This is a genomic window from Burkholderia seminalis (assembly GCF_001718535.1).
Classification (GTDB): domain Bacteria; phylum Pseudomonadota; class Gammaproteobacteria; order Burkholderiales; family Burkholderiaceae; genus Burkholderia; species Burkholderia seminalis.
In genome coordinates this window covers 1,020,312-1,042,554 of record NZ_CP013399.1, presented here as the reverse complement: position 1 = coordinate 1,042,554, position 22,243 = coordinate 1,020,312, and the positions used below count along the sequence as shown (strand labels likewise).

Here is a 22,243-nt window from a genome sequence, read left to right as displayed (position 1 = left end):
GAGCTTGGATCACCCAAGCGGAAAATACGTGATGTCGAGCGCGGGCGGCGCAACGGGCGTTTGCGACAGCAACGCATGAACCTGACCGCGATGGTGCGCGTGATGAAGGAAAAGATGGGAAAGGACCAGCCCGAGCGGTTTGCGCTGCGGCGTTCCGTCCATGCTCGTGTAGTTCACGTCGGCGTTCAGGTCGTTGCGCGCGACAACGCCGACGATGCGCGCGAGCCGCTCGTCCTCGGCTCGCCGTTCGGTCCGCAGGCTGTCGAAATCGTCGCAGACGACAAAGTCCAGGGCCGGGATGGCGTGGCCCTCCCCGGAGAGCCGGCCGAGCCAGATGCGGTCCGTGGCAAGCAGATGATTGAGCGTATGGTGGATCGAGCCGAACGCGCATGCGCGTGGGAGAAAATACTCATCCGATGAAAGGCCGGCGCATGCCTGATACATGCGCTCATTCGCCCAGGCGGTCCAGCGCGCCAGCATCTCGAACTGATTCGTCATCGCCGTTCCCTTGTCTTTTGATTCCGTCCGGGTAATCTATGGGTCCGGATGGTCGCTGTCGATCGCGTTTTTCTTATCAGCTATAAGGTCTGATGATGCCCGTACGCCGTGATCCGCCCCAAACGCACTTGCTTCGGGCCTTCGAGGCGGTCGCCCGGCTGAAGAGCTTCAGGCAGGCGGCTGTCGAAATAGGCGTGTCGCAGAGTGCGATCAGCCAGCGCGTGGCCGCGCTCGAAACGCGCCTCGGGACGTGCCTGATCCATCGAGAGCAGGGCCGCTTCGCGCTCACCCGTGATGGCCTGGCCTATCTGGCCACGGCGGAAGGCGTGCTGCGAACGCTCGCGAGGGCCGACAGCCGGCTCGCCGATCGCCGGGAAACGGTCCGCCTGTCCGTCGTTTCGTCGTTCGCGCACTGCTGGCTCGCTCCCCGGCTCGAAGCGCTGTCCCTGTCATTCGAAGACATCAGTCTCGAGGTGCACGTGTCGGACGAGATCGTCGCGATCGACGACGGCGAATTCGATCTCGCGATCCGCCTGCATCCGAAGGCGGGCATGCCGGGAGAACGGATGACGGCAGCCGATGACGTGCTCGTACCGGTCCACGCGCCGGGCAGCCGGCCAAGCCCTGCGTGTCGCGCGGAGCCGTTCGCGGGGATGAGGTTGCTCGAGGACGACTGCAGCCGTCTCGGCGGATCGCGCCACCAGTCGTGGGACACGTGGCATGAACTCAACGGATGCGAGATCCGGCAACCGCGCAGGCGGATCGTGTTCAACGACGCAGGGTTGATGATCGAGGCTGCCCGCCGCGGCGCCGGCGTCGCGCTCGCGCGCCAGTCGCTGGTTGCGGACCATCTGGCGGCCGGCGAGCTGGTGAAATTCGACGCGATGCCGCTCGCATGTCTCGCGCAAACATCGTTGATCCAACGACGCGCGAGCAGCCGCAGCCACGCGAGCCGGCGCGTCGCAAGCTGGCTGCTCGATGCCGTATCCGGCACGATCGCCTAGCATCGCTCGTCGAGGCTCGCGCGAGCGGCGCCCACCGTCGCACCGCGCTTCTCCGCCCGATCCGTCCAGCTCGAGCGGAGTGGCCGGCGCTCATCGCCCGGTCGGGAAATCGCGGCAATACAGCCGGCGCGTGACCGATCGGCGCACTGCCCCCAAAACGGCCTGCGCCGGCGGCGCGTTCAATGCAACGGCGACCACGCCTCCGGCAACGCGATCGTCGAGGTCGCCCTTTCGATCTGTTCCGGGCCGCCGGCCGGTGGCCAGAGACCCGCCGCGTAGTGCCGTTTTCTCAACGCCATCCGCTCTTCCAGACTCGGGAATCCCCAGATGTGCACGATACGCGGCGGTCCATCGAGCGCGTACATGTTGCAAACGAGATGCGACGTATAGTCTTTGGCCGGGCCCACCGCCCGTTCCCACGCGGAAATGGTCGGCGCGATACCGCCGGCTTTCAGCCAGTAACGGCGAATCTCGTAGAAATCGCCGAATACCCGCGGTTCGATCTCGGGTAGAAAAGGAAACAGCGCATAGCTTTCCATCGTCAATCGAACGGACGCGCTTTCAATCCCGAAAGGTTGCCCGGCGCTCAAGGCCCGGTTGCGTTCGTGTTGCAATTCATCCGTCGTGTCGAAGCCCCTCAGCACGACGATCCGCGACAACTCGCCAATCTCCGTGCGCCATGCGCCCAGTAGCCTCCCTGGCGCGCCGGCATCGGATACCCAGCGATGCGCGCGGCGCGACACCCTATCCTGATCCGGAAGCGGACACGACAACGTCGTGAGTTCATACAGCATGGCTGCCCTCCTTTCGCGTGGATGTCGCAATGTACGGGCCGAAGCGGCGGCCGATCAACGCGCGTCGCCTTGAAACAGAATCCAGTACCATTGCGCAATGGATCTCCTCAAGGCGATGGCCGTATTCGTCCGTATCGTGGAAACGGGTAGCCTGACCGCGGCCGCGCAAGCGTCCGATCTGTCGCCGACCATGGTCGGCAACTACCTGCAGGCGCTGGAAAGCCGCCTGGGCACGGTCCTCGTCCACCGCACGACGCGCAAGCAGAAAGTCAGCGCGTTCGGCCACGCCTACTACGCGCGATGCGTCGAAGTCCTCGGTCTGGTCGACGATACGGAGCGGCTGGCGCTCGATCATCTGCAGCAGCCGCGCGGGCGCTTGCGCGTGACGGCACCCGTGGTGTTTACGAACGAGTGCCTGATTCCCGCGCTCCCGGACTATTACCGGCGCTACCCCGAGATCAAGCTCGATATCGTCGCCACCGATTCGCTCGCCGATTTGTTCGATGAAGGTTTCGAGGCAGCCATTCGCATCGGCGCGTTCGCCGGCGCGGACGTGGTCGCGCGTCCGCTCGCGCCGTACCGGCTGGTGCTCTGTGCATCGCCCGCGTACGTTGCCGAACATGGCGCACCGACCGCCCCGCACACGCTTGGCGAGCATCAATGCCTGACGTATGCCTATCCGCCTCGATCGGCGTGGCACGCGGCGCAATCGCGATGGATGCTCGAAGGTCCGGACGGGCCGATGAGCGTCGCCGTGGACGGCAGACTGAAGACCGACAGTGCGGATGCGTTGCGCCGGGCGGCATTGAGCGGGCTCGGTATCGCGATGCTTCCTTCGATGTTGATACGCGACGACATTCGCGAGCAGCGCCTCATCGAGATCTTGCCGGACTTCGCCGCTCCCGAACGATCGATGACGCTGCTTTATCTGCGAGAGACGCGGAAATCACCGAAGCTGCGCAGCTTCACCGAATTCGTGGTGGACCGCTTCGGCGCCGAAACGACGGATCGGGCCTGATACGGCTACCGCCCGGAAACCGCCGCGCCACCGCCGCGCGACGTCCTGCGTCGATCCCGAACGCCGAAGCCGCCGGTCAGGGCGCCGCACCGAACGGTCGAATCACGACGCCGCGCAGCCACCGGTCGCCGGCCTCGTGGTGATCACGCGCCTGCCAATGCTGCCGTACCGCGAAGCCTTCGACCGGGACCGGGCAGGCATGAACCGCCAGGCCGCTCGCCTGAGCCAGGGTCTGGCCGACATGACGCGGCAACGCCGTGATCAGGTCGGTCGTCCGGACGATCGCCCCCAGCCCGGGAAACCCGGCAACGCCAGCACGACCTCTCGCTCGGCAAGCCTATACAATCGGCACGATGCATCGAAGCCATGAAGCGCTGACCGACCACGCCCGTCCGCCACCATGAATGCACCCGCCGCCCCCTCCTCCGCGCCGCCGGTACTCGGCGTCTACCGGCACCCGGCCGACCCGTCCGCCGGACAATGGCTCGTCAGCCGCTCCGAGCGCGCGCACCTGTTCCGCATCCAGCATCACCGGCCCGACGGCAGCACGTCGGTCGACACCGTCGTCGATGCCGACAATCTCGACGCGAAGCTGCACAAGTGGCTTCGGGAAGGCTTCGTGCGGCGCGCGTCCGACGACCGCGCACCGCCCGCGCATCGCGACGGATTCATGCAGGACTTGCGTCGTGCGCATGCGTCGCGACCGGCCGCGGCCCCCGATGCGGCCCACCTCGTGCGCGTCGGCGGCGTGCCGATGCCGCGCGGCCCCGGCGGCCCGCTCGTACCGCCGCCGAATCCGGCCTACCTGTTTACCGCGCGGGCGACGAGCGCGCTCGAGGATGTCGTCGAGAACCGCCGCGTCCTGCTGATCGGCCATACGGGCACCGGCAAGACGAGCCTGATCGAACAGGCCGCCGCACAGACCGGCCACGGCGTGCTGCGCTCGAACATGAACGGCCAGACGACAGTGGGCGACTTCGTCGGCTTCTGGACCGTCAAGGGCGGCGAGACGGTCTGGATCGACGGTGTGCTGCCGACGGCGATGCGCGACGGCCTGTGGCTCATCGTCGACGAGATCGACTTCGCGGAACCGGCGATCCTCGCGGTGCTGACCGCCGTGCTCGAGCCGGGCGGCAGCCTGCTGCTGAAGGAGAAAGGCAACGAGATCGTCGCCCCGCATCCGTCGTTCCGGCTGTTCGCGACCGCCAACGCGGTGGGGGCGATGGGACGGTTCCGCCACCTGTACCAGGGCGCCAACGTGATGAACGAGGCGTTCCTCGACCGCTGGCGCGTGTACCACCTCGACTACCTGCCGCCGGCCGACGAGGCGCACGTGCTGCGGCGGACCTTCGGCGCGGCGATGTCGCCCGCGATGGCCGACACGCTCGCCGCGATCGCGGCCGACTGCCGCGCCGCGTTCGTTCGCGAGGATCTGGCGAGCGCGTTCTCGACACGGCGCCTGCTCGACTGGGCCGAACTGATGCTGCGTACCGGCGACCCCGAAGCCGCCGCCGGCCCGACGATCTACGCGAAAGTCGACACGGAAGACGCCGACCTGATTCGCACCATCATCCGTCACTACATCGACGTGGACGGGTGAAGCCGATGAACCGGGACGACGACGCACGCGCGCAGCGTCTGGGCCGCCTCGCGCGCACGCTCGCGCAACGGCACGGCATCGACGTGCGGTTCGCGAGCCACGGCCCGGCCGTCGAGCACGACGTGCTGGTGCTGCCCGACAGATGGCTCGCCGGCGAGATCGACGACGCTGCCCTCACCGGCTTCGTCGACCTGCATGCGGCGCGCCTGCGCTTCGGCGCCAGCGACACCGTGGCCGCGCTCGCATCGCCCGCCGTGCGCGCGCTCGCGCAGGCGATCGACGACCGCCGCGCAGCCGCGTGCCTCGTCGCGCGTTATCCCGGCGCGCAGGCGTTCCTGCGCCGGATGCGGACAGTGACCGGCGCCGATACGCTGCGCCGGTGGCCGCGCGTCGCATGGCGCGACAAGCTGCTGTGGCGCATCGAGCGCGCGTTGTGGGACGAGCGGCCCGCAGCCGTCGAGCGCCTGCCGTCGCTCGACGCGACGCTGGCCGCCTGCGACGATGTCGTCGACGAAGCGCGCGCCGCGACGTCGACGGCCGACAGCATCCGCGCGGCGCGGCGCATCGTCGAACGTGTGCGCGCGCTGGCGTCGGCCGGCGTCAACAACATGATGTTCACGGCCGATCCGGGCAGCACGATCGGCAGCGACGCGATCGCCGCCGAGTTCGACCCGGACGGCCAGGGCGCGGCGGACGATGCGCGCGCGCCTGCCGCCGCCGAATCCGGCGCCGCGACGATCGCCGACACGGCAACGTCGGCGCAACCGCCGACGCCGTGCGATGCGTCCGCCGGCGCGATCCGCCTGTCGACGGAGAACCGGCCGCTGCTGTCGGTCCCGCTGACCACCGCATTCGACACGGTGGCGGACTTCACCGGCCGCGGCGAACCGGCGCGCTGGCATCGTCTGCTCGGCGCGGCCCGCGCCCAGACCGGGGCGCTCAAGCGGCAGCTCGAACGGGCGCTGAAGGTGGACGAGCACACCCGCTGGAAGCGCGAACAGGAGCGCGGCGATCTCGACCGTGCGGCGCTCGCCCGCGTCGCGACGTCCCCCGGCTACCGCACGCCGTTTCGCGTCAGGCGTGCGACGCCCGGGCGCGACGCGGCGGTCAGCCTGCTGATCGACTGCAGCGGCTCGATGGCGGGCAGCAAGATCGAACTCGCGACGCTCTGCGCGGCCGCGCTGTGCGACGCGCTGATTCAGCTCGGCTTCGCGTGCGAAGTGCTTGGCTACAGTTCCGCCGAGGATACGGCGATGCGCACGCACTACCAGCGCTGGATCGACGGCGGTCACAGCACGTTCGGCTACAACCGGTTCGTCGAACGGCTCGACCTGCGGGTCTACAAGCGGTTCGACTCCGACAACCCGAGCGGCATCGCGTGCCTCGAATGCGGCCACGAGAATCCCGACGGCGAGGCATTGAGCTGGGCCGCGGAACGGCTGTTGTCGACGCGCGCACGCCGGCGCATCCTGATGGTGCTGTCCGACGGCTCCCCGGCCACCGGCGACGGCCACCCGGCGATCCTGCGCACCGACCTGCACGCACGCGTCGACGCGTTGCGCGCACGGCGCGTCGAACTGATCGGCATCGGCATTCTCGACGATGCGGTCGAGTCGTTCTATCCGGTCAGCCGCGTGGTCGAACATCTGAATGCGTTGCCGGGCGCGGCGTTCGCGGTACTGAGCGACACGCTGCTGGATCGCCGGTAGCGCTGCGCGCGGCAGGGTGGAAGCGGACTTCGGCATTGCGGTTCGCACACAAGTCACATCGGACGGTTACCATTCCGCTTGGCCGGGTCGAATCGCCGCCGCGACGCAGGATCGCGTTTTTCCGTTGCATGCGCTCGGCCGCCCGGTTCCGCTGCGGTCGCGGGCGGCAGCACGAACCTTGCTCCGCAGCCGGTCGACTTTCATCCCGACGGCGAATCCGGCCGCCTCGCACTGCCGCGGCCGGCAGCCGGCACGAAACTGCATATGCCCAGGAAACGATCCAGCCTCTGGCTGCGGCCTCTCGAACTCCTCTCAATCGCGACCGGTACACGGCCGAAGAAGGTGGCCGGCAGGCCGCGGCCGGCCGCCAAAAAGGCCGCACCGAAAGTCGCTTCCGCCAAGACGCCGCAAAAAGCCGCCGGGAAAATCACTCGACGGGCCTCCACGCCGGCGGCCAGCGTCCGTTCCGCCAAGCGCACGCGCACCGCGCATGCTGCACGCGCGGCGTCCGACACGCCGCCCGGCACGTGGCTGCGCTCGTTTCACTCCGCCGGCCCGAGCGCCGGCCGCCTCGTCAATCATCTGGCGTACGCGCTCTATCTTCCCGCCGCGCCGGCCGCGACAGCCGCGCTGCCGGTCGTCGTCATGCTGCACGGCTGCAAGCAGACCGCCGAATCGTTTGCAGCGGGCACGCGCATGTGCCGCCTCGCCGAGCGTGCGGGGTTCGCCGTGCTGTTTCCCGAGCAGGCCAAGACCGCGCATGCGCACCGCTGCTGGCACTGGCATGGTGATGCGACGCAGTCCGAAGCCGCGGCCGTCGTGTCGCTGGTCGATGCGATCGTGCGGCACCATGGCTTCGATCGCGACCGGATCTACGTGGCGGGCCTGTCGGCCGGCGCGGGGCTCGCGGCGGCACTGGCGATTCGGTATCCCGACCGTTTCGCGGCGGTGGGCCTGCACTCGGGGCCGGCCATTGCCCCGCCGTCGTCGGCGATGGCCGCGATGAGCCTGATGCGACGCGGCATCCGCGACGACCCGCTCGATGCGCTCGACGCCTGCGCCGACGTCGCGTCCTATCCGGGCATGCCGGCGCTCGTCGTGCACGGTGCGCTCGATACGGTCGTCACCGACCGGAACGCGACGCAGCTCGGCATCGCATTCGCGCGGCTCAACCGGCTCGTCGACGAACACGGCGCGATCCGCGTCGGCGAACAACACAGCTACGCGCGGGACGATGCCGCTTACGTCGATTATCTGAAGGCCGGGCGGCTCGTCGTCAGGGTGTGCATCGTCCACCGGCTGCCGCATGCATGGAGCGGCGGCGACCCGCGCGAGCCGTTCCATTCCGCGACGGGGCCGGACGCGAGCGCGATGTTCTGGCATTTCTTTCGTCGTCAGCGCCGCAAGCGACCGGCGTGACGCACGACGCGAGCGGCGGGCGGCGATCGCGTCACGCGCGTTGCTCCAGCGCCGCCGCACTCGCGCGGTCGACGGCACGCCGGACCGGCAAGCGGATCCGGAAGGTGGTCCCGCGCCCCGGCGCGCTCGTCACGTCGATCGTGCCGCGATGGCGCTCGACGATCCCGTGCGACACCGACAGCCCGAGCCCCGTGCCCTGCCCGACCGGCTTCGTGGTGAAGAACGGATCGAAGATCCGCCGCATGACGTCGGGCGTCATGCCCGCGCCGGTATCGCTGATTTCGATCGACACCTGGTCGCCGTCGCTCGACGTGCGGATCGTGATCACGCCATGCTCGGGAATCGCCTGCGCCGCGTTGACCAGCAGGTTCATGAATACCTGGTTCAATTGCGACGGCAGGCATTCGACGGGCGGGATATCGCCGTAGTCGCGCACGACGTCGGCCTTGTACTTGAGTTCGTTGTGGACGACGTTGAGCGTGCTCTCGAGCCCCGCGTGCAGATCGACGACGCGCCATTCGTCGCTGGCCGGGCGCGAGAAATCGCGCAGGTCCTGCACGATGCGCCGCACCCGCAGCGCGCCGTCGATCGATTCGTCGATCAGCGTCACGATCTCGTCGCGAACGTAGTCGAGATCCGCGGCCCGGCGCACGGCTGTCAGCGTGTCGCGGGTGGTCGGATCGAGCTGCGGCAGCACGGCTTCGTGCGCGGCGATCACGTCGAGCAGGTTGCGCACCCATGCCTTCAACGTATTGAGGTTCGCGCTGACGAAGCCGATCGGATTGTTGATCTCGTGCGCGACACCGGCCGCGAGCTGGCCGATCGACGCGAGCTTTTCCGACTGCAGCAACTGCTCGTGCGTTTCCGCGAGCGCATGCAGCAGGCGCCGCTGTTCGTCCTTCTCCTGTTCGAGCTGCGCGTGCGCGGCCTTGCGTTCGTCGATCTCGGCCGCCATGTTCTCGCGCGTGCGCTGCAGCATCTGCGTCGTCTGCTCGTAGCGGCGCAGCGCGCGTTCGAGTTCGTCGGTTCGCAACCGCACAAGCCGCTCGAGCGTGTCGGTCATGCCGCGCAGGAAGGTGGTGCGCGCATCGAAACGGCACAGCATCAGCGTGACAACCAGCGTCGCCATCGTAAACAGCGCGACCGTCGTCGCGAGCCACGGCGCGTCGACCCCTTGCGCGGCGCCGCACCGTGCATCCGGCGCGAAATGCGCGGCGGCCATCGCCGTGTAGTGCATGCCGGTGATGGCCGCGCCCATGACGACGGCCGCGCCGATGCGCTGCACGGTCGCGTGGCGCGCCTGCCGCGCGCGCAATGCCTGCGCGATCCATAACGCGGCCGTCGATGCGATCACCGCGATGCCGATCGATGCGGCGAACAGCGCGGCATCGTAACGAATGGCCGGCTGCATGTGCATCGCGGCCATGCCCGTGTAATGCATGCCGGCAATCCCGCCGCCCATCAGCACGCCGCCCGCGCACAGCCGCCGCCAGCCGAGCCGCGCGCGCGTGACGACGTTCAGCGCGAAGTACGACACGAGCACGGCGATCGCCAGCGAGATGCCCGTGCCCTGCCATGCATAGCCGAGCGGGATCGGCAGCGAGAACGCGAGCATGCCGACGAAATGCATCGACCAGATGCCGGTGCCCATCGCCGCCGCGCCGCCCGCCAGCCAGGCCCGCTTCAGCTTCGGGTTGTCGAGCAGCGAAATGAACGCCGCGAGGTCGAGCGTCGTGTAGGAGGCCAGCGTCGCGATCGCGAGCGACAGCAGGACAAGCGGGACGTTGTAGGTGCCGTGCATGGTCGGGCGTCCGAGGCTGGGTGAAGGCATCGTCGCGGTGCGCGGTCGAACGCGCACCGCGACCGTCACGCCGGCGGCGCGCCTGCGTCGGGCGCCTGCGCCGACGCCGCCGGGCCGGCCAGCACGAGGATGTCGAACGGCGTCCCTTCGCGCGTCTCGAAGCGCCGCACGAGTTCGATCTGATGCGCGGACATCACGCTGCCCTTCGTCATCAGCAGCACGCCGCGATGCGTGCGCAGATCGTCGGCGAGCCGCATGCCTTCGCGCAGTTGCGCCGACCGGATCTCGGCGACGGATGCCGCGATGCCGAGACTCGCGGGGTCGCGCATCAGCTCGGTGAAGCGCTCGACCAGTAGTGGGTCGTAACGCACGCCGGCCTGCGAACGCAACACGTCGATCGCCTGCTCGATCGAATGCGGCGCGCCGATTTCGCCGTGGCGCAGCCCTTCGAAATCGCGGGCGATCGCCACGATCCGCGAGCCAGGCGGGATCACTTCCCCGATCAGCCCGTCCGGCGTGCCGCGCCCGTTGAAGCGCTCGTACTGGTGCAGCACGATCGACGCGACCTTGTGCAATTGCGCGACGGGCGTCAGCACCATCTGCGCCCGCAACGGATGCTCGTGGAACAGCCGCTGCTCGTCCGTCGTCATCCGCGTGAGCGGCTTGTGCAGCAATTCGTCCGGCAGCGACAGCTTGCCGATGCCGTGCAGCAGCCCCGCGAAATAGACGTCCTGCGCGTGCAGCTCGCTCATCTGTGCCGCCAGCGCGAGCCGGCGCGCGATCTCGCCGACCCGCATCGCGTGGCCGCTGGCAGCGCCGCAACGCAGTTCGATCATGCTCGCGCAGACCTGCACCATCGCCGTGAAGCTGCTTTTCAGGTCGCGTTGCGCGGCCTCGAGAAACATCACGGTCTGGCCGAGCTCCTCGGTGCGCGCACGCACCTGCGTTTCGAGTTCCGTGTTGAACCGGCGCAGCGCGTCGTTCTGCGCTTCCGTCAGCGCGGCCAGCCGGGCCGCTTCGCGGCGCAAACTGCGCTGCTCCAACGCCTGCTCGATGGTCAGCAGCAGGTCGTGATCGTCCCACGGCTTGTTCAGGTAGCGGTACACGCCGCCTTCGTTGACGGCCTGCACGACCGACGCGATCTCCGCATAACCGGTCAGCAGGATGCGCATCGTGTCCGGGTACAACGCCCGTGCGCGCGCCAGAAATTCCGCGCCGCTCATGTGCGGCATCCGCATGTCGGACACGATCAGGTCGATCTCCGTCGACGCCAGGATCGCGAGTGCGGCCTCGCCGCTGTCGGCGGTCAGGACGTCGTAGCCGGTGGGACGAAGCACGCGCCTGAGCGCCGACAGCACGTTCGGCTCGTCGTCGACCAGCAGGATCGACGGGGCGCGTTCGGCGTCGCCGGAAGCCGCTGTTGCGTCGGGGGTTTCGGATGGCACGCCATTCACGCCGTTCGTTGCAGATGTCGTCACAATGGGCCTCGGATCGATTGTTCACGTCCTCTCTGCAACATCGGCCGGCCTCGCGTTTTCCATATTGGTGGAAACGCTGATACGTGCGTGCCGGTTCCACCGACATGCATCCGGCGCTGCGCTACCTCCGTTGTCGAACCCGCTTCGCGCGCGGCGCGGATATCCCCTTCCGCTTCGCCGATACGTCAAAGCCCGAACGGGCGCCATCGGCCTCGATGAAGCGGCATGGCGTCGGGGGCGCGGGCCGGGTTCATTGGCCGGGACTCGCGCCGCGCACCCGTCAAGGCACCTGGATCCCGTCCGCCCGCGTGGCCAGGAAGCGCAGGTACTTGTCGTCCTCGTCCTCGAAAAGCTCCGGCCCGCCGCCCATGTAGGCGCGCATCAGCTCGTCCGCCGCGCGGTCGAGATCACCGAGTTCGAACTGGCACTGACCGAGCCGCAGGTGCAGGAACGGGTTGCCGATCGCGTTGGGAAACCGCATCGCGTAGCCGAGATTGTCGCGTCCGGCCGCGTAGTCTTCCTGAAAAAAGTTCGCGTCGCCGATGGCGGCCATGAGCCAGGTGCCGGCTTCCCACTGGGTCTTGGGTTCGGGCAGCAGGTCGAACGCCTCCCGGTATTTCGCGAGCGCGCCTTCGAAATCCTCGTCCTCCGCCAGCGCGTCGCCGGCCTCGCTCAGCGCGCCGATCTGCTCGTAAAGTGCGTGGTCCAGTTCTGCCATGAGGGGTCCTTTTTTTCCGGAAATCGAAGGGGCGTCGCGCGGCGAACGGGGCGCTGCCAGCGCGGTATCGGCCGCGCCATGCATCGTCGTGCCCGATTCGTTCGCCAGGCGCGTCAACAGTGACGCAGCATACCCGAGCGCGATGACGCGTGCGCTGCGGTTTCCGGTGTACCGGCCCGGCGCGTGCCGCAGGTGCCGGCATGCGGGCCCGTCACTTCAATGACCGACCCGATAGATGCGACCGCTATGCACCCCCTCGACACTGCGGCGGTAGGCCAATGCCACGCGTGCCGCCGGCACACCTTCGTAGCCGGGAAAGAATGGCCCGAACCGGTCCATGGATTCCGTCAGCACGGTCGGACTCACGGCATTGATGCGGAGCCCGCGCGGAAGATCGCATGCGGCGGCACGCACGAACCCTTCGATCGCGGCATTCGACGCTGCGGCATGGGCGCCCTGCGCGACCGGATCATCGACCGCGATGCCCGAGGTCAGCGTGATCGAGCCGCCGTCGCTCAGGAAATGCTGACCCACCAGCGCGACACGCACCTGACCGAGCAGCTTGTCCTGCAGGCCTTGGTGGAAATCCGCCGCCGTCATCTCGTCGATGGGCGCCAGAATGACATTGCCCGCGGCGACCACGATGGCGTCGATGCGCCCGATCTGCTCGAACAGCGAACCCACGCTGTCGTCACGGGTGATGTCGACCTGGCGGTCGCCACGGGTGCGGCCGACACGAATGATTTCGTGCTTGCCGTCACGCGCCAGCTCATCTGCCACGGAACGGCCGACGTCCCCGCCGGCACCGATTACGACGATCTTCATCGAACACTCCTTTTCGCATTCAGGTGGAAACGTCGCCATTCTTCCCCGAACCGAAGAGCCCATAAATATGCTCTAATTTCCGACACTACTAACCTATAGTTCGCAATATGGACAGACTGCGTGCGATGGAAACCTTCGTTGCCGTCGTGGAGGGCGGCAACTTCACCGAGGCAGCACGGCGGCTGGCACTCTCGGCGGTCATGGTGGGCAAATATGTGCGCGAACTGGAGGAGCGCCTCGGCGCACGCCTGCTGGAGCGGACGACCCGACGCCAGAACCTGACCGATGCCGGTCGCGCGTTTTACGATGACGCCAAGCGCGCGCTCGAACACATGCGGATCGCCGAAACGTCGGTCGAACGGCTGCGCGCGTCACCGTCCGGCACGTTGCGCATCAGCGCGCCGATCACCTTCGGCGCCTGTGTGATCGCGCCGCTGGCCGCGACGTTCCGGCAGCGGTATCCGCTCGTGCGTGTCGAACTGGAATTGAGCAATCGCAACGTCGACCTGATCGACGAGGGTTTTGATCTGGCGATCCGCATTGGCGACCTGGGCGATGCCGACCTGGTTGCCAAGCCGTTGACGCTGTATCGCATGGTGATCTGTGCGTCGCCGGACTATCTCGCCCGGTACGGGCGGCCGGAGACGCCGCAGGACCTGGCCGCGCATCACTGCCTGTCTCACACGGTATGGAACAGCCGTCACGGCTGGAAGCTCGGGGACCAGGACAGCCCGCACTTGTCCACGGAACCGGTATTCACGTGCAATGACGGCAACGGCCTGCGGATGGCCGCGATCGCAGGCGCGGGATTGTTGCTGCAACCGGAAGTCCTCGTGCGCCACGATCTGGCCAGCGGCGCGTTGGTACAGGTGCTGCAGGACCATTCACCGAGGCCGCATCCCGTTCACGTCGTGTATCGACACGACCGGCGGCCGCTGCCGAAGCTCACCCGCTTCGTTGCCCATTTGCTCGAGCAGGTGACGGAGCGCGAAGCGTCGTAGCATGCGTTTCCCGCCAGAAGGCATGCACGACAGCGGGTGCGTCACTCCGCCATCTTCGGCGGCCACGCATGGCTTTCGGTCTGACAATGTCTGCACCACGCATACAGTGCGTCGTACATGACCAGACCATGCTCAAGCATGTCGTGATCGTCGGAAAACAGCGCCGACAGCCCGAGTGAAATCGCGTAGAGCCCGCTGGACTGCGGCGTCAGGTCGAGCCGCGACGTATCCGCGCCCCGCACGATGCGGGCCATCTGCTGCAGCGCCCGGTCGCCGGTCAGGCCGTACTTGTCGAGAAACGCGTCAAAGCTGCAGTACTCGCCGACATGCGTCAATTCCACGCCTGGAATGTCGTACGGGATCGCACCGGTCTCGCCGGCGATCCGCAACACGTCGCCCGGCGGTACGTAGAGGAACACCGGGCGCTCGTCGATGAAACGAACGATGAGCCAGGGACAGGCGACCCTGTCGATCTTGGGACGTTCTCGCGTAATCCACTGCATGACAGTCTCCCCGATCAGCGATGCAACAGCGGATACACCATCAAGCCAATCACGGCGGCCCCCGCCACGACCGCCGGCTCCGGCAGCTTCTTGAATCGGACCAGCAGCACGATCGTCGCCAGCGCCATCAATGCGGTGGGCACGTCGACGATCGAACGTCTGGCCAGCACGATCACCGAACCTGTGATCGCGCCCACGGCGGCTGCCGTCACACCGTCGACGAAGGCCAGAATGGCCGGCAGCTTGCCGTACTTCTTGAAGTACGGGGCCGGCAACACCGTGAACAGATAACACGGCAGGAACGTGCCGGCTGCCGCCACGCATGCGCCTGGCAGGCCCGCCACCAGATAACCGATGAAGCCCACCGTGATGACGACCGGCCCCGGCGTGATCATCGCGACCGCAACCGCGTCGACGAACTCTTTCTCGTCGAGCCAATGGTGCTCCGTGACCACACCGCCATAGAGGAATGGCACGATGGCGAGGCCCGAGCCGAACACGAAGGCGCCGGCCTTGGCGAAGAAGGCGGCAAGTTGCGCAAGCTGCGGCCAGTCGGCGATACCCAGCCAGGCGCCGGTAGCCGATACCGGCAGCGCGACCATCGCATCGACGCGCCGCTGGCGCAACCAGCCGGGCGGCGAGCGCGTGAACCAGACGAGCAGGCCTGCCGCGAGAAACAGCCACGCCACTTCCGATTCGGTGATCACCGTCACGGCGACCAGCGTCAGATAGATCGCCCAAAGCAGCTTGTCGCGACCGATGCTCTTCGCGGTCAGCTTGCGTGCGCTGATCGCGATGATGCCGATCACCGCCGCGCCCACCCCGTAAAACACCGACTGCATCCACGTCAGACCGCCGAATCGGGTGTACGCATAACCGAGCAGCACAACCATCAGAAACGACGGCAGCACGAACGCGATCCCGACCATCGTCGCGCCGACGATGCGGTAGTGCACATAACCGAGATATATCGCCAGCTGCGCTGCGAGCGGACCAGGCGCGAGCTGCGCGAGCGCGAGGCCTTCCTTGTAGTCCGCGTCGGCGATCCATTTGCGGGTGTCCACGAGGTCCCGATGCATGTAGCCGGCGAGCGCAACCGGGCCGCCGAAGCCCGTCGCGCCAAGCCACGCGAAATAGATGATCAGCTGCCACAGCGTATAGGCGGGGCGATCGCGATGAATGTTCATGGGGCGAGCAGCAAGATCAAGGTTTCCGGGGGCCGCGGAAATGGGCGTACAGCGAATCGAGCACGGCACCCATCTCCGCCAGCAACGCGTCGTCGCCGACAAGGCGCTTGCGGGCGCCGGCCAGAATGGCCTCGAAGCCGCCGGCTTCCGGCACGCTCGCCCCGCCCACGTCCAGCGCATGCACCATCGCCCCCAGCCGGACGAGCCCTTCGTTGTCGTCCAGTCCGAAGCTGGCGACCAGGACCTCGAATGAAACGCGATCGCCCACATGCGTGAACGGAGCGCCGTCGAAATCGAAGCCAAGGGCATCGGGCGGGCATTCGGCGATGTTTTCCAGCCACACGAAGCGCGCATGCGGATCGATGAAGCGCTGAATCAGCCATGCGCTGGCGACGCGGTCCACCCACAGGTGACGCCGCGTCGCCCACACTTTCCCTTGATACCGGCCACGATCGCGCCGCGGAATGCCACCCTGGGCAGCACACGGCTCGTCGGGGGATTTCACCGCTTCGATCGCAGCGGTGAAATCCCGCCATTGCGCACTGGCGCGCAACGAGGTTTCGCCGGGAAAGAAATCGATGCTGCGAATGGCCTCATACGTGCGCGCGTGGCGACGGTGCAGACGATTGAGATCGGCTGCGGCGAGCTCGGGCAATGTCTTGCGGTCCTCCGACAGCTCGGCGAGCCAGTCCGCGTAGTCGCCGCTGCGATCGAACAGCGCCTGGTACGCGTCCTCGTCGGACGCATCTTCCGGGCGGACCTGCAACAGCCAGGCTTGCCCCTCGCCCTTGCGCGCCTCGTCGGCCAGCTCGCGCAACTGCGCGGCCTGTTCGGCATGCGCCGGCAACAGGTAGGCACCGTCGCGCAGTGCGCCGCAGCCGAGGGCCTTGACGGTCCGCCAGATGCGCATCCGCGCAGTCGCGCCGGAGGTCGGCAGACTGACGATCAACAGGAGCCAGGGGGCAGGAATCGCATTCATGAGGCCAGCATAGTTTCCCGTCACGAAGACTGCAATCTTGTAGAGATCGCTACAACACTTCGGGCGTGCACCAGCCTCGTCTCCCTCGAATCGGTAGCTGCCGCCACCAAACGGCCCCGGATGCCGATCGGTGGCCCCGCCCCGTCTCGACCCTCATCGGCATTCCTTCGGGCAGACACTATCGATGCCGGCGGGGGCGTGACGACCATCGCTTTGCTGACGGCACGGGCAGGCAATGCGCCGCGGCCGGACTGGCGGCGGATGCCGTTGCGGAGAAGTTCGACGTGACCGAAACTGCACCCGAGCCGTTGCTCATTGCCATCGAAATCAGACAGGAGACGTTGCATGAACATCCGGATGTGGGCCCCCTGCGCCCTGGCCTTCGTTGCCATCACCGCTCACGCCGCCGACATCACGGGAGCCGGCAGCACATTTGCAGTCCCGGTTTACACGAAGTGGGCGGATGCCTATCGGAAGGCGGGCGGCGGCAAGGTCAACTACCAGGGCATCGGCTCGTCGGGCGGCCTGAAGCAGATCATCGCGAAGACGATCGATTTTGCCGGTTCGGACGCTCCGCTGAAGGATGAAGCGCTCGCGAAGGAAGGCCTGTTCCAGTTCCCGACGGTGGTCGGCGGCGTGGTGCCGGTCGTCAACGTGCCGGGCGTGAAGGCCGGCGAACTGACGCTGTCGGGCCCGGTGCTCGGCGACATCTACCTCGGCAAGATCAGGAAGTGGAACGACCCGGCGATCGCCGCGCTGAACCCGAAGGTCAAGCTGCCGGATACGGACATCGCCGTGGTTCGCCGCGCTGACGGTTCGGGCACCAGCTTCATCTGGACGAACTACCTGTCGAAGGTCAACGACGAGTGGAAGTCGAAGATCGGCGAAGGCACGGCGGTCAACTGGCCGACGGGCACGGGCGGCAAGGGCAACGACGGCGTCGCGGCCTTCGTGCAGCGCCTGCCGGGCGCGATCGGCTACGTCGAATGGGCGTATGCGAAGAAGAACAACATGGTCTACACGGCCCTGAAGAACTCGACGGGCACGGTGGTCGAGCCGAAAGCGGAAACGTTCAAGGCGGCCGCGGCCGGCGCGAACTGGTCGAAGTCGTTCTACCAGATCCTGACGAACCAGCCGGGCAAGGACGCATGGCCGGTCGTCGGCGCCACGTTCGTGCTGCTTTACGCGAAGCAGGAGAAGCCGGCACAGGGCGCGGAAACGCTGAAGTTCTTCGATTGGGCATTCCGCTCGGGCAGCCAGACTGCCACGGACCTCGACTACATCACGCTGCCTGATTCGGTCGTATCTGAAATCCGCACGCAGTGGAAGACAAAAATCAAGGATGCTGCCGGTAAGGCGCTCACGTATTGAGCGCACCCCGGACGGTGATGTCCGCGTCGACACTGCCGGACCGCGGACGCCTGCCCTGTACCGTACCCAACCATTCAGGATAACGACATGACCGAATGCGCGCTGACCTTTGCCAGTCAGGCCGAGTGGGAAAGCTGGCTGGAGCAGAACGGCGGCACCGCGACCGGCGCATGGCTGCGTCTGGCGAAACAAGGCGCGGGGCAGCGAACCGTCACCTACGGACAGGCGCTGGAAAGTGCGCTCTGCCATGGCTGGATCGACGGTCAAAAGCGGGCCGAGAGCGAGACATACTGGTTGCAACGCTTCACCCCGCGCACCGCCAAAAGCATCTGGTCCAAACTCAACAAAGACAGGGCGGAAGCGTTGATCGCCGCGGGCAGAATGCGCGCGCGCGGCATGGTCGAAATCGAGAAGGCCCGGCAGGACGGCCGATGGAAGGCCGCGTATAGGTCGGCCGGCAACTCGATCGTGCCGGACGACCTGCAGGCGGCCCTGGACGCCAATCCGCGAGCCGGAAAGTTCTTTGCAACGCTGAGCAGCCGCAACCGCTATGCCATTCTGTTCCGGATACAGAATGCCAAAAAGCCGGAAACAAGGGCGCGCAAGATCGGCGAATTCATCGACATGCTGAACCGGGGCGAAACCATTCATCCATAGATCTTGCGCTTCCGACGGAGGCTTTCCTGATGCGGGCATTTCATTCAATCTGCCCGGATGGTCTTGGCGGCCACGATGGAGTGCGGTGACGATCAGCGCCGCGCCCGCGATCCGGGCCGCTGTATCGAGCGATCGTTCCTGGCCGCGGATTCAAGCGGTCGATCAACAGCAACTAGCTGCGGTATGGCAGATGTACAACGAACACCGTCTCGCTCGCGTCCGACCTTGCTTCAATGGTCCCGTCATGCGCAGACGCAATTTCACGCGCGATGAACAGGCCCAGGCCCATGCCGTCATCGCCCGGCGCGTTGTGCGATTTGCCGGGACCGCGTTGGAGCGGATTGAAGATTTTCGCCAGCGTCGACGGGTCGAGGGCAGGCCCATGGTTGCTCACTTCGATGCATACGCCCCCGTTCGCCCGCGCAACCGAAACGCCGACCGGTGCATCCTGGGCGCCGTACTTCAGTGCATTGAGTACGAGATTCCCGACCAGCTGCTGGATTCGCTGGCCATCCCAGTACCCCGACAAATTCGATTCGACGCTCAAGTCGATCTGCCGCCTGGGGTATGCGGCGCGAAGCTCTTCGATCATATCCGTGACGATATCGCTCAGATCGGAATCATGTGGATCGATTTTGATCCCCAATCCCAACTGCGTCCGATTGAAGTCACACAAGTCGTCCAATAAGGACCTCATTCTGGCGCCACTCTTTGCGAGTCGCGCAGCAGCGTCCGTCACCGTCTCGCCGGCATTCAGCGACGCGAGATACGACGCCGTCAGCAGGATCGTCTGCAAAGGCGTGCGCATGTCATGCCCGAGCATGCCGAGCAGCAGGTTACGCGCCCATTCCACTTGCGCATTGAAATGGGTGACCGATTCCGTCACGGCCTGATCGATCGCTTCGTTGAAGCGCACCATGTCGCCTATGTGAGGGGCATCCGGGAGACAGTCGTCTATCCACATCCGCAACACGCTGGCGCGGAGCGCGCGGTACTCGGCGATCAATTGGTTGATGTCGAAGCCGCGCCCGGCGCGCGACTGAGCATGCGTTTGCGCGGGCGTATCGGCAGCATTGCCGTGCTCCTCAGCATGCCCTAACGACTTTTCCCGTTGTTGATCCCGCGTTTCCGGCGTCGAGATGTCTCTGACCAACGCCTCGAGAATTTTCCGGGCATCGTCGCGCAAGGCCATCGGCGACATGCCGTCGGCTGCGGGCATCAGGGTTCTGGCAAATGCCTCCCACTGAACCAGGATAGCTTCGATGTTATGTGTGATGAATTCAGACAAGCGCATGTCGTGTCCTCCGCGAAACGGGCGAACACCCGCGTTGCAGTCGACTGCGCAAGAGTTGAGCCTGAAGCATCGAGGGGATTCTTCTGGAGGATCGTACGTGCTGCTGGAAACTCGGAAGGTCGACGGACAATTCGACAACGCGCGTGGCGGCAACCGCCATGTGCTTCAATGTCGAGCCGTCGCTCCATCCGACTGGCGTGCACGAGCGTCGACGAGCCTGACGAGGCACGCTAGGCTGTTCGTATACGGCACTTCTACACCGACCTTGCGAGCAGCCTCGACTACGGCGCCATTGATTGCTTCAATCTCGGTACGCCGCCCGGCCAGCACGTCCTGCAGCATCGATGGCCGATGCGTACGATGATGAGCGAGTGCATCGCGCACGTTCGACACCACGTGCTCTTCGGTTGCCGAAATACCGAGCGCACGGGCGACGGCCATCACCTCCGCAACGATCTTCAGCGCCAATTCTTCACCGTCAGGGGTATTCGTCAACTCGCCGACCATGCATTGCGTCACGGCACACAGGCTGTTGAGGGCGGCGTTAAATGCAACCTTCTCCCAAATCGCGGCCCAGACGTCGGGATCGACATGGCACGAGAGGCCGGCGTCGTTCAAGGCCTGCACGGTCTGCTCGAGCGCGCTCGTATGCGCGCCGTTCACGCTCATCAGTCGAATCGTGCCCTGGCCGTGCGAGCGGACGGCCCCAGGCTCCGACTTGTCGGCTGGCCACGTGGTCACGCCGACCATGATCCGGTCGGACGATACGGATCGGGCGAGCCGTTCGGCGTTCCCCAGGCCGTTCTGCAAAGACAGGATGACGGTGTCAGAGCCGAGTACGGCGCTTGCGGCAGCGAGTGCGGCGGTCGTATGCATCGTCTTCGTGAAAACGATGACGAGGTCGACGGGCTTGCCGGCATCCTCCGGCCTCAGCGCGACGAGATTGCGCACAACTTGCTCGCCCGAATCGGTCGACAGCCGCAGGCCGTGGGCGCGAATCGAGGCAAGATGAGCCTCGTCGATATCGAGCAGGCTGACCGAATGACCTGCCAGTGCGAGGCGGCCGCCAAAGAACGAACCCATCGCACCGGCGCCCAGAATGGCGATCTGCATGGCATGCTCCTCAGAACGGATAGTGGCGGGGGGGCTGCAGGGCGATCCACCGCAAGTCGGTAAATTCCGCGCTACCCGCGCGGCCGCCGAATCGCCCGAAGCCGCTATCCTTGGCGCCGCCGAACGGCATTTGAGCTCCGTCGTATACCACCGGCCCATCGATACGGCAGATTCCGGATTCGATGCGCCGGGCAACGTTCATCGCGCGTGCGCTGTCCCGACCAAACACGGCCGCCGCGAGACCGTAGCGGTTGTCGTTTGCGCAAGCGATCACCGCATCGCGGACTGTCATGCCCTGCGCATTGCCGGCTTGATGGCCTTGTGGCGGAACGCTGTGCTCCATTTAGGTCTCCTGTTGTTCAGTACGGTTCTGGTGAACGCATTATCTAAACATCCGACAGAATCCGGAATTGCCGATTTCGCCAAAAGGCATTACCTTCAGGCATGACTTTCAATCGCCAGCAGCTTCACGCTTTCATCACGATCGCCTCAGTCTGCAGTCTCGGATGCGCGGCCGAGACCTTGCAGACGGACCTTGATGCGTGGGTCGACCCGTACAACGCTGAACGAGCGCCTCAGGGGTACCGGTGTTACGGCAAGACACCGATGCGCACTTTCCTCGATTCACTCGCGCTTGCCAAGGAGAAACTCATTCCCCATTGATGCCTCGTTCTTTGTCGGTCCGACTACCTGTCAGATCGAGTCTCGGCTAATACAACTGACGATTGGTTGATGGCTGCCCCATGGTTGCTCATCTCGATGCATACGCCTCCGTTCGCCCGTGCAACCGAAACGCCGACCGGCGTATCCTGGGCGCCGTACTTCAATGCATTGAGCACGAGATTCCCGACCAGTTGCTGGATTCTCTGACCATCCCAGCGTCCCGACAAATTCGATTCGACGTTCGAGTCGATCTGCCGCCTGGGGTACGCGGCACGAAGCTCTTCGACCATATCGGTGACGATGTCGCTCGGATCGGAATCGTGCGGATCGATTTTGATCCCCAATCCCAATTGCGTCCGATTGAAGTCACACAAGTCGTCCAGCAGCGATCGCATCCTGGTGCCACTCCTTGCGAGTCGCGCTGCGGGCATTCGCCACCGTCTCGCCGGCATTCAGCGACGCGAGATACGACGCCGTCAGCAGGATCGTCTGCAAAGGCGTCGCACGTCATGCCCGAGCATGCCGAGCAGCAGGTTACGCGCCCATTCCACTTGCGCGTTGAGATGGGTGACCGATTCCGTCACGGCTGATCGATCGCTTCGGATACTGAA

The 22,243-nt window shown here is 66.1% G+C and carries 20 protein-coding genes and 2 pseudogenes; 8 read left to right on the top strand and 14 right to left on the bottom strand.

The features are described from left to right. Positions 1-9: 9 nt before the first annotated feature. Positions 10-498: a DinB family protein gene (locus WJ12_RS20400; protein WP_069245794.1), complete on the bottom strand. Its 489-nt coding sequence runs from the start codon at positions 496-498 to the stop codon at positions 10-12. A gap of 92 nt (positions 499-590) precedes the next feature. On the opposite strand from WJ12_RS20400, the gene WJ12_RS20395 reads away from it, so the two are divergent. Further along, positions 591-1,502 (top strand): LysR family transcriptional regulator, encoded by a 912-nt coding sequence (locus WJ12_RS20395; protein ID WP_083262750.1) that lies wholly within the window; start codon positions 591-593, stop codon positions 1,500-1,502. 179 nt (positions 1,503-1,681) lie between these two features. Here WJ12_RS20395 and WJ12_RS20390 read toward each other — a convergent pair whose 3' ends face one another. Then, positions 1,682-2,296, bottom strand: a complete 615-nt coding sequence (locus tag WJ12_RS20390; RefSeq protein ID WP_059560777.1) for an NIPSNAP family protein — start codon at positions 2,294-2,296, stop codon at positions 1,682-1,684. Positions 2,297-2,393: 97 nt separating this feature from the next. Between WJ12_RS20390 and WJ12_RS20385 the strand changes: the two genes are divergently transcribed. Then, complete coding sequence (locus WJ12_RS20385; protein WP_059560775.1) at positions 2,394-3,314, top strand: LysR family transcriptional regulator; 921 nt, start codon at positions 2,394-2,396, stop codon at positions 3,312-3,314. A 76-nt stretch (positions 3,315-3,390) separates the two neighbouring features. Here WJ12_RS20385 and WJ12_RS36850 read toward each other — a convergent pair. Next, positions 3,391-3,644, bottom strand: a pseudogene (locus WJ12_RS36850) (type 2 periplasmic-binding domain-containing protein); the annotation flags it as partial. 70 nt (positions 3,645-3,714) lie between these two features. Between WJ12_RS36850 and WJ12_RS20375 the strand changes: the two are divergent. The 3 genes from WJ12_RS20375 to WJ12_RS20365 all read left to right on the top strand — a co-directional run bounded on the left by WJ12_RS20375 (position 3,715) and on the right by WJ12_RS20365 (position 8,042). Beyond that, the gene (locus tag WJ12_RS20375) at positions 3,715-4,914 is read left to right on the top strand and encodes an AAA family ATPase (protein WP_059560772.1); all 1,200 of its coding nucleotides are present in this window, start codon (positions 3,715-3,717) and stop codon (positions 4,912-4,914) included. A 5-nt stretch (positions 4,915-4,919) separates the two neighbouring features. Beyond that, positions 4,920-6,623: a cobaltochelatase CobT-related protein gene (locus WJ12_RS20370; protein ID WP_059561336.1), complete on the top strand. Its 1,704-nt coding sequence runs from the start codon at positions 4,920-4,922 to the stop codon at positions 6,621-6,623. A gap of 264 nt (positions 6,624-6,887) precedes the next feature. Next, positions 6,888-8,042, top strand: coding sequence for an extracellular catalytic domain type 1 short-chain-length polyhydroxyalkanoate depolymerase (locus WJ12_RS20365; protein WP_059561333.1), 1,155 nt, complete (start codon positions 6,888-6,890; stop codon positions 8,040-8,042). Positions 8,043-8,073: 31 nt separating this feature from the next. Here the strand turns inward: WJ12_RS20365 and WJ12_RS20360 are convergent, their stop codons facing one another. The 4 genes from WJ12_RS20360 to WJ12_RS20345 all read right to left on the bottom strand — a co-directional run bounded on the left by WJ12_RS20360 (position 8,074) and on the right by WJ12_RS20345 (position 12,864). After that, positions 8,074-9,843, bottom strand: coding sequence for a histidine kinase (locus tag WJ12_RS20360; protein WP_059560770.1), 1,770 nt, complete (start codon positions 9,841-9,843; stop codon positions 8,074-8,076). 65 nt (positions 9,844-9,908) lie between these two features. Next, positions 9,909-11,321, bottom strand: a complete 1,413-nt coding sequence (gene nosR / locus WJ12_RS20355) for a response regulator c-di-GMP phosphodiesterase, NosR family (protein ID WP_069245792.1) — start codon at positions 11,319-11,321, stop codon at positions 9,909-9,911. A gap of 280 nt (positions 11,322-11,601) precedes the next feature. Next, complete coding sequence (locus tag WJ12_RS20350; RefSeq protein ID WP_034191780.1) at positions 11,602-12,039, bottom strand: tetratricopeptide repeat protein; 438 nt, start codon at positions 12,037-12,039, stop codon at positions 11,602-11,604. Between the two features lie 216 nt (positions 12,040-12,255). After that, positions 12,256-12,864 carry a short chain dehydrogenase gene (locus tag WJ12_RS20345; protein WP_059560767.1) on the bottom strand — a complete coding sequence of 203 codons (609 nt, stop codon included), beginning with the start codon at positions 12,862-12,864 and terminating at the stop codon, positions 12,256-12,258. A 107-nt stretch (positions 12,865-12,971) separates the two neighbouring features. Between WJ12_RS20345 and WJ12_RS20340 the strand changes: the two genes are divergently transcribed. Next, entirely contained in the window at positions 12,972-13,865 is an 894-nt protein-coding gene (locus tag WJ12_RS20340; protein ID WP_034191782.1) for a LysR family transcriptional regulator, read from the top strand. Positions 13,866-13,906: 41 nt separating this feature from the next. On the opposite strand, the gene WJ12_RS20335 is transcribed toward WJ12_RS20340, so the two are convergent. Genes WJ12_RS20335 through WJ12_RS20325 form a run of 3 tightly spaced genes read right to left on the bottom strand, consistent with a single transcriptional unit; the run spans position 13,907 to position 16,534 of the window. Beyond that, positions 13,907-14,368 carry a chromate resistance protein ChrB domain-containing protein gene (locus tag WJ12_RS20335; protein ID WP_059560765.1) on the bottom strand — a complete coding sequence of 154 codons (462 nt, stop codon included), beginning with the start codon at positions 14,366-14,368 and terminating at the stop codon, positions 13,907-13,909. Between the two features lie 14 nt (positions 14,369-14,382). Next, a complete protein-coding gene (locus WJ12_RS20330) occupies positions 14,383-15,555 on the bottom strand; it encodes a chromate transporter (RefSeq protein WP_059560762.1) in 1,173 nt (390 codons plus the stop codon). A 16-nt stretch (positions 15,556-15,571) separates the two neighbouring features. Then, a complete protein-coding gene (locus WJ12_RS20325) occupies positions 15,572-16,534 on the bottom strand; it encodes a chromate resistance protein ChrB domain-containing protein (protein ID WP_059560759.1) in 963 nt (320 codons plus the stop codon). A gap of 345 nt (positions 16,535-16,879) precedes the next feature. Between WJ12_RS20325 and pstS the strand changes: the two genes are divergently transcribed. After that, a complete protein-coding gene (pstS, locus tag WJ12_RS20320) occupies positions 16,880-17,905 on the top strand; it encodes a phosphate ABC transporter substrate-binding protein PstS (RefSeq protein WP_069245791.1) in 1,026 nt (341 codons plus the stop codon). An 87-nt stretch (positions 17,906-17,992) separates the two neighbouring features. Next, a complete protein-coding gene (locus WJ12_RS20315; RefSeq protein WP_059562664.1) occupies positions 17,993-18,562 on the top strand; it encodes a YdeI/OmpD-associated family protein in 570 nt (189 codons plus the stop codon). 172 nt (positions 18,563-18,734) lie between these two features. Here WJ12_RS20315 and WJ12_RS20310 read toward each other — a convergent pair whose 3' ends face one another. The 4 genes and pseudogenes from WJ12_RS20310 to WJ12_RS36840 form a co-directional block, all read right to left on the bottom strand. Continuing rightward, positions 18,735-19,856 carry a sensor histidine kinase gene (locus tag WJ12_RS20310; RefSeq protein WP_059562661.1) on the bottom strand — a complete coding sequence of 374 codons (1,122 nt, stop codon included), beginning with the start codon at positions 19,854-19,856 and terminating at the stop codon, positions 18,735-18,737. Positions 19,857-20,021: 165 nt separating this feature from the next. Further along, a complete protein-coding gene (locus WJ12_RS20305) occupies positions 20,022-20,969 on the bottom strand; it encodes a ketopantoate reductase family protein (protein ID WP_059562658.1) in 948 nt (315 codons plus the stop codon). 10 nt (positions 20,970-20,979) lie between these two features. Continuing rightward, positions 20,980-21,249: pseudogene (locus WJ12_RS20300) on the bottom strand (aldehyde dehydrogenase family protein); the annotation flags it as partial. A 406-nt stretch (positions 21,250-21,655) separates the two neighbouring features. Then, positions 21,656-22,027: a sensor histidine kinase gene (locus WJ12_RS36840; RefSeq protein ID WP_156444835.1), complete on the bottom strand. Its 372-nt coding sequence runs from the start codon at positions 22,025-22,027 to the stop codon at positions 21,656-21,658. Positions 22,028-22,243: the final 216 nt, after the last annotated feature.

Coding starts and splice junctions, on each gene's coding strand:
- WJ12_RS20400 (WP_069245794.1), bottom strand. CDS start 498: ATGACGAATCAGTTCGAGATGCTGGCGCGCTGGACCGCCTGGGCGAAT.
- WJ12_RS20395 (WP_083262750.1), top strand. CDS start 591: ATGATGCCCGTACGCCGTGATCCGCCCCAAACGCACTTGCTTCGGGCC.
- WJ12_RS20390 (WP_059560777.1), bottom strand. CDS start 2,296: ATGCTGTATGAACTCACGACGTTGTCGTGTCCGCTTCCGGATCAGGAT.
- WJ12_RS20385 (WP_059560775.1), top strand. CDS start 2,394: ATGGATCTCCTCAAGGCGATGGCCGTATTCGTCCGTATCGTGGAAACG.
- WJ12_RS20375 (WP_059560772.1), top strand. CDS start 3,715: ATGAATGCACCCGCCGCCCCCTCCTCCGCGCCGCCGGTACTCGGCGTC.
- WJ12_RS20370 (WP_059561336.1), top strand. CDS start 4,920: ATGAACCGGGACGACGACGCACGCGCGCAGCGTCTGGGCCGCCTCGCG.
- WJ12_RS20365 (WP_059561333.1), top strand. CDS start 6,888: ATGCCCAGGAAACGATCCAGCCTCTGGCTGCGGCCTCTCGAACTCCTC.
- WJ12_RS20360 (WP_059560770.1), bottom strand. CDS start 9,843: ATGCACGGCACCTACAACGTCCCGCTTGTCCTGCTGTCGCTCGCGATC.
- WJ12_RS20350 (WP_034191780.1), bottom strand. CDS start 12,039: ATGGCAGAACTGGACCACGCACTTTACGAGCAGATCGGCGCGCTGAGC.
- WJ12_RS20345 (WP_059560767.1), bottom strand. CDS start 12,864: ATGAAGATCGTCGTAATCGGTGCCGGCGGGGACGTCGGCCGTTCCGTG.
- WJ12_RS20340 (WP_034191782.1), top strand. CDS start 12,972: ATGGACAGACTGCGTGCGATGGAAACCTTCGTTGCCGTCGTGGAGGGC.
- WJ12_RS20335 (WP_059560765.1), bottom strand. CDS start 14,368: ATGCAGTGGATTACGCGAGAACGTCCCAAGATCGACAGGGTCGCCTGT.
- WJ12_RS20330 (WP_059560762.1), bottom strand. CDS start 15,555: ATGAACATTCATCGCGATCGCCCCGCCTATACGCTGTGGCAGCTGATC.
- WJ12_RS20325 (WP_059560759.1), bottom strand. CDS start 16,534: ATGAATGCGATTCCTGCCCCCTGGCTCCTGTTGATCGTCAGTCTGCCG.
- pstS (WP_069245791.1), top strand. CDS start 16,880: ATGAACATCCGGATGTGGGCCCCCTGCGCCCTGGCCTTCGTTGCCATC.
- WJ12_RS20315 (WP_059562664.1), top strand. CDS start 17,993: ATGACCGAATGCGCGCTGACCTTTGCCAGTCAGGCCGAGTGGGAAAGC.
- WJ12_RS20310 (WP_059562661.1), bottom strand. CDS start 19,856: ATGCGCTTGTCTGAATTCATCACACATAACATCGAAGCTATCCTGGTT.
- WJ12_RS20305 (WP_059562658.1), bottom strand. CDS start 20,969: ATGCAGATCGCCATTCTGGGCGCCGGTGCGATGGGTTCGTTCTTTGGC.
- WJ12_RS36840 (WP_156444835.1), bottom strand. CDS start 22,027: ATGCGATCGCTGCTGGACGACTTGTGTGACTTCAATCGGACGCAATTG.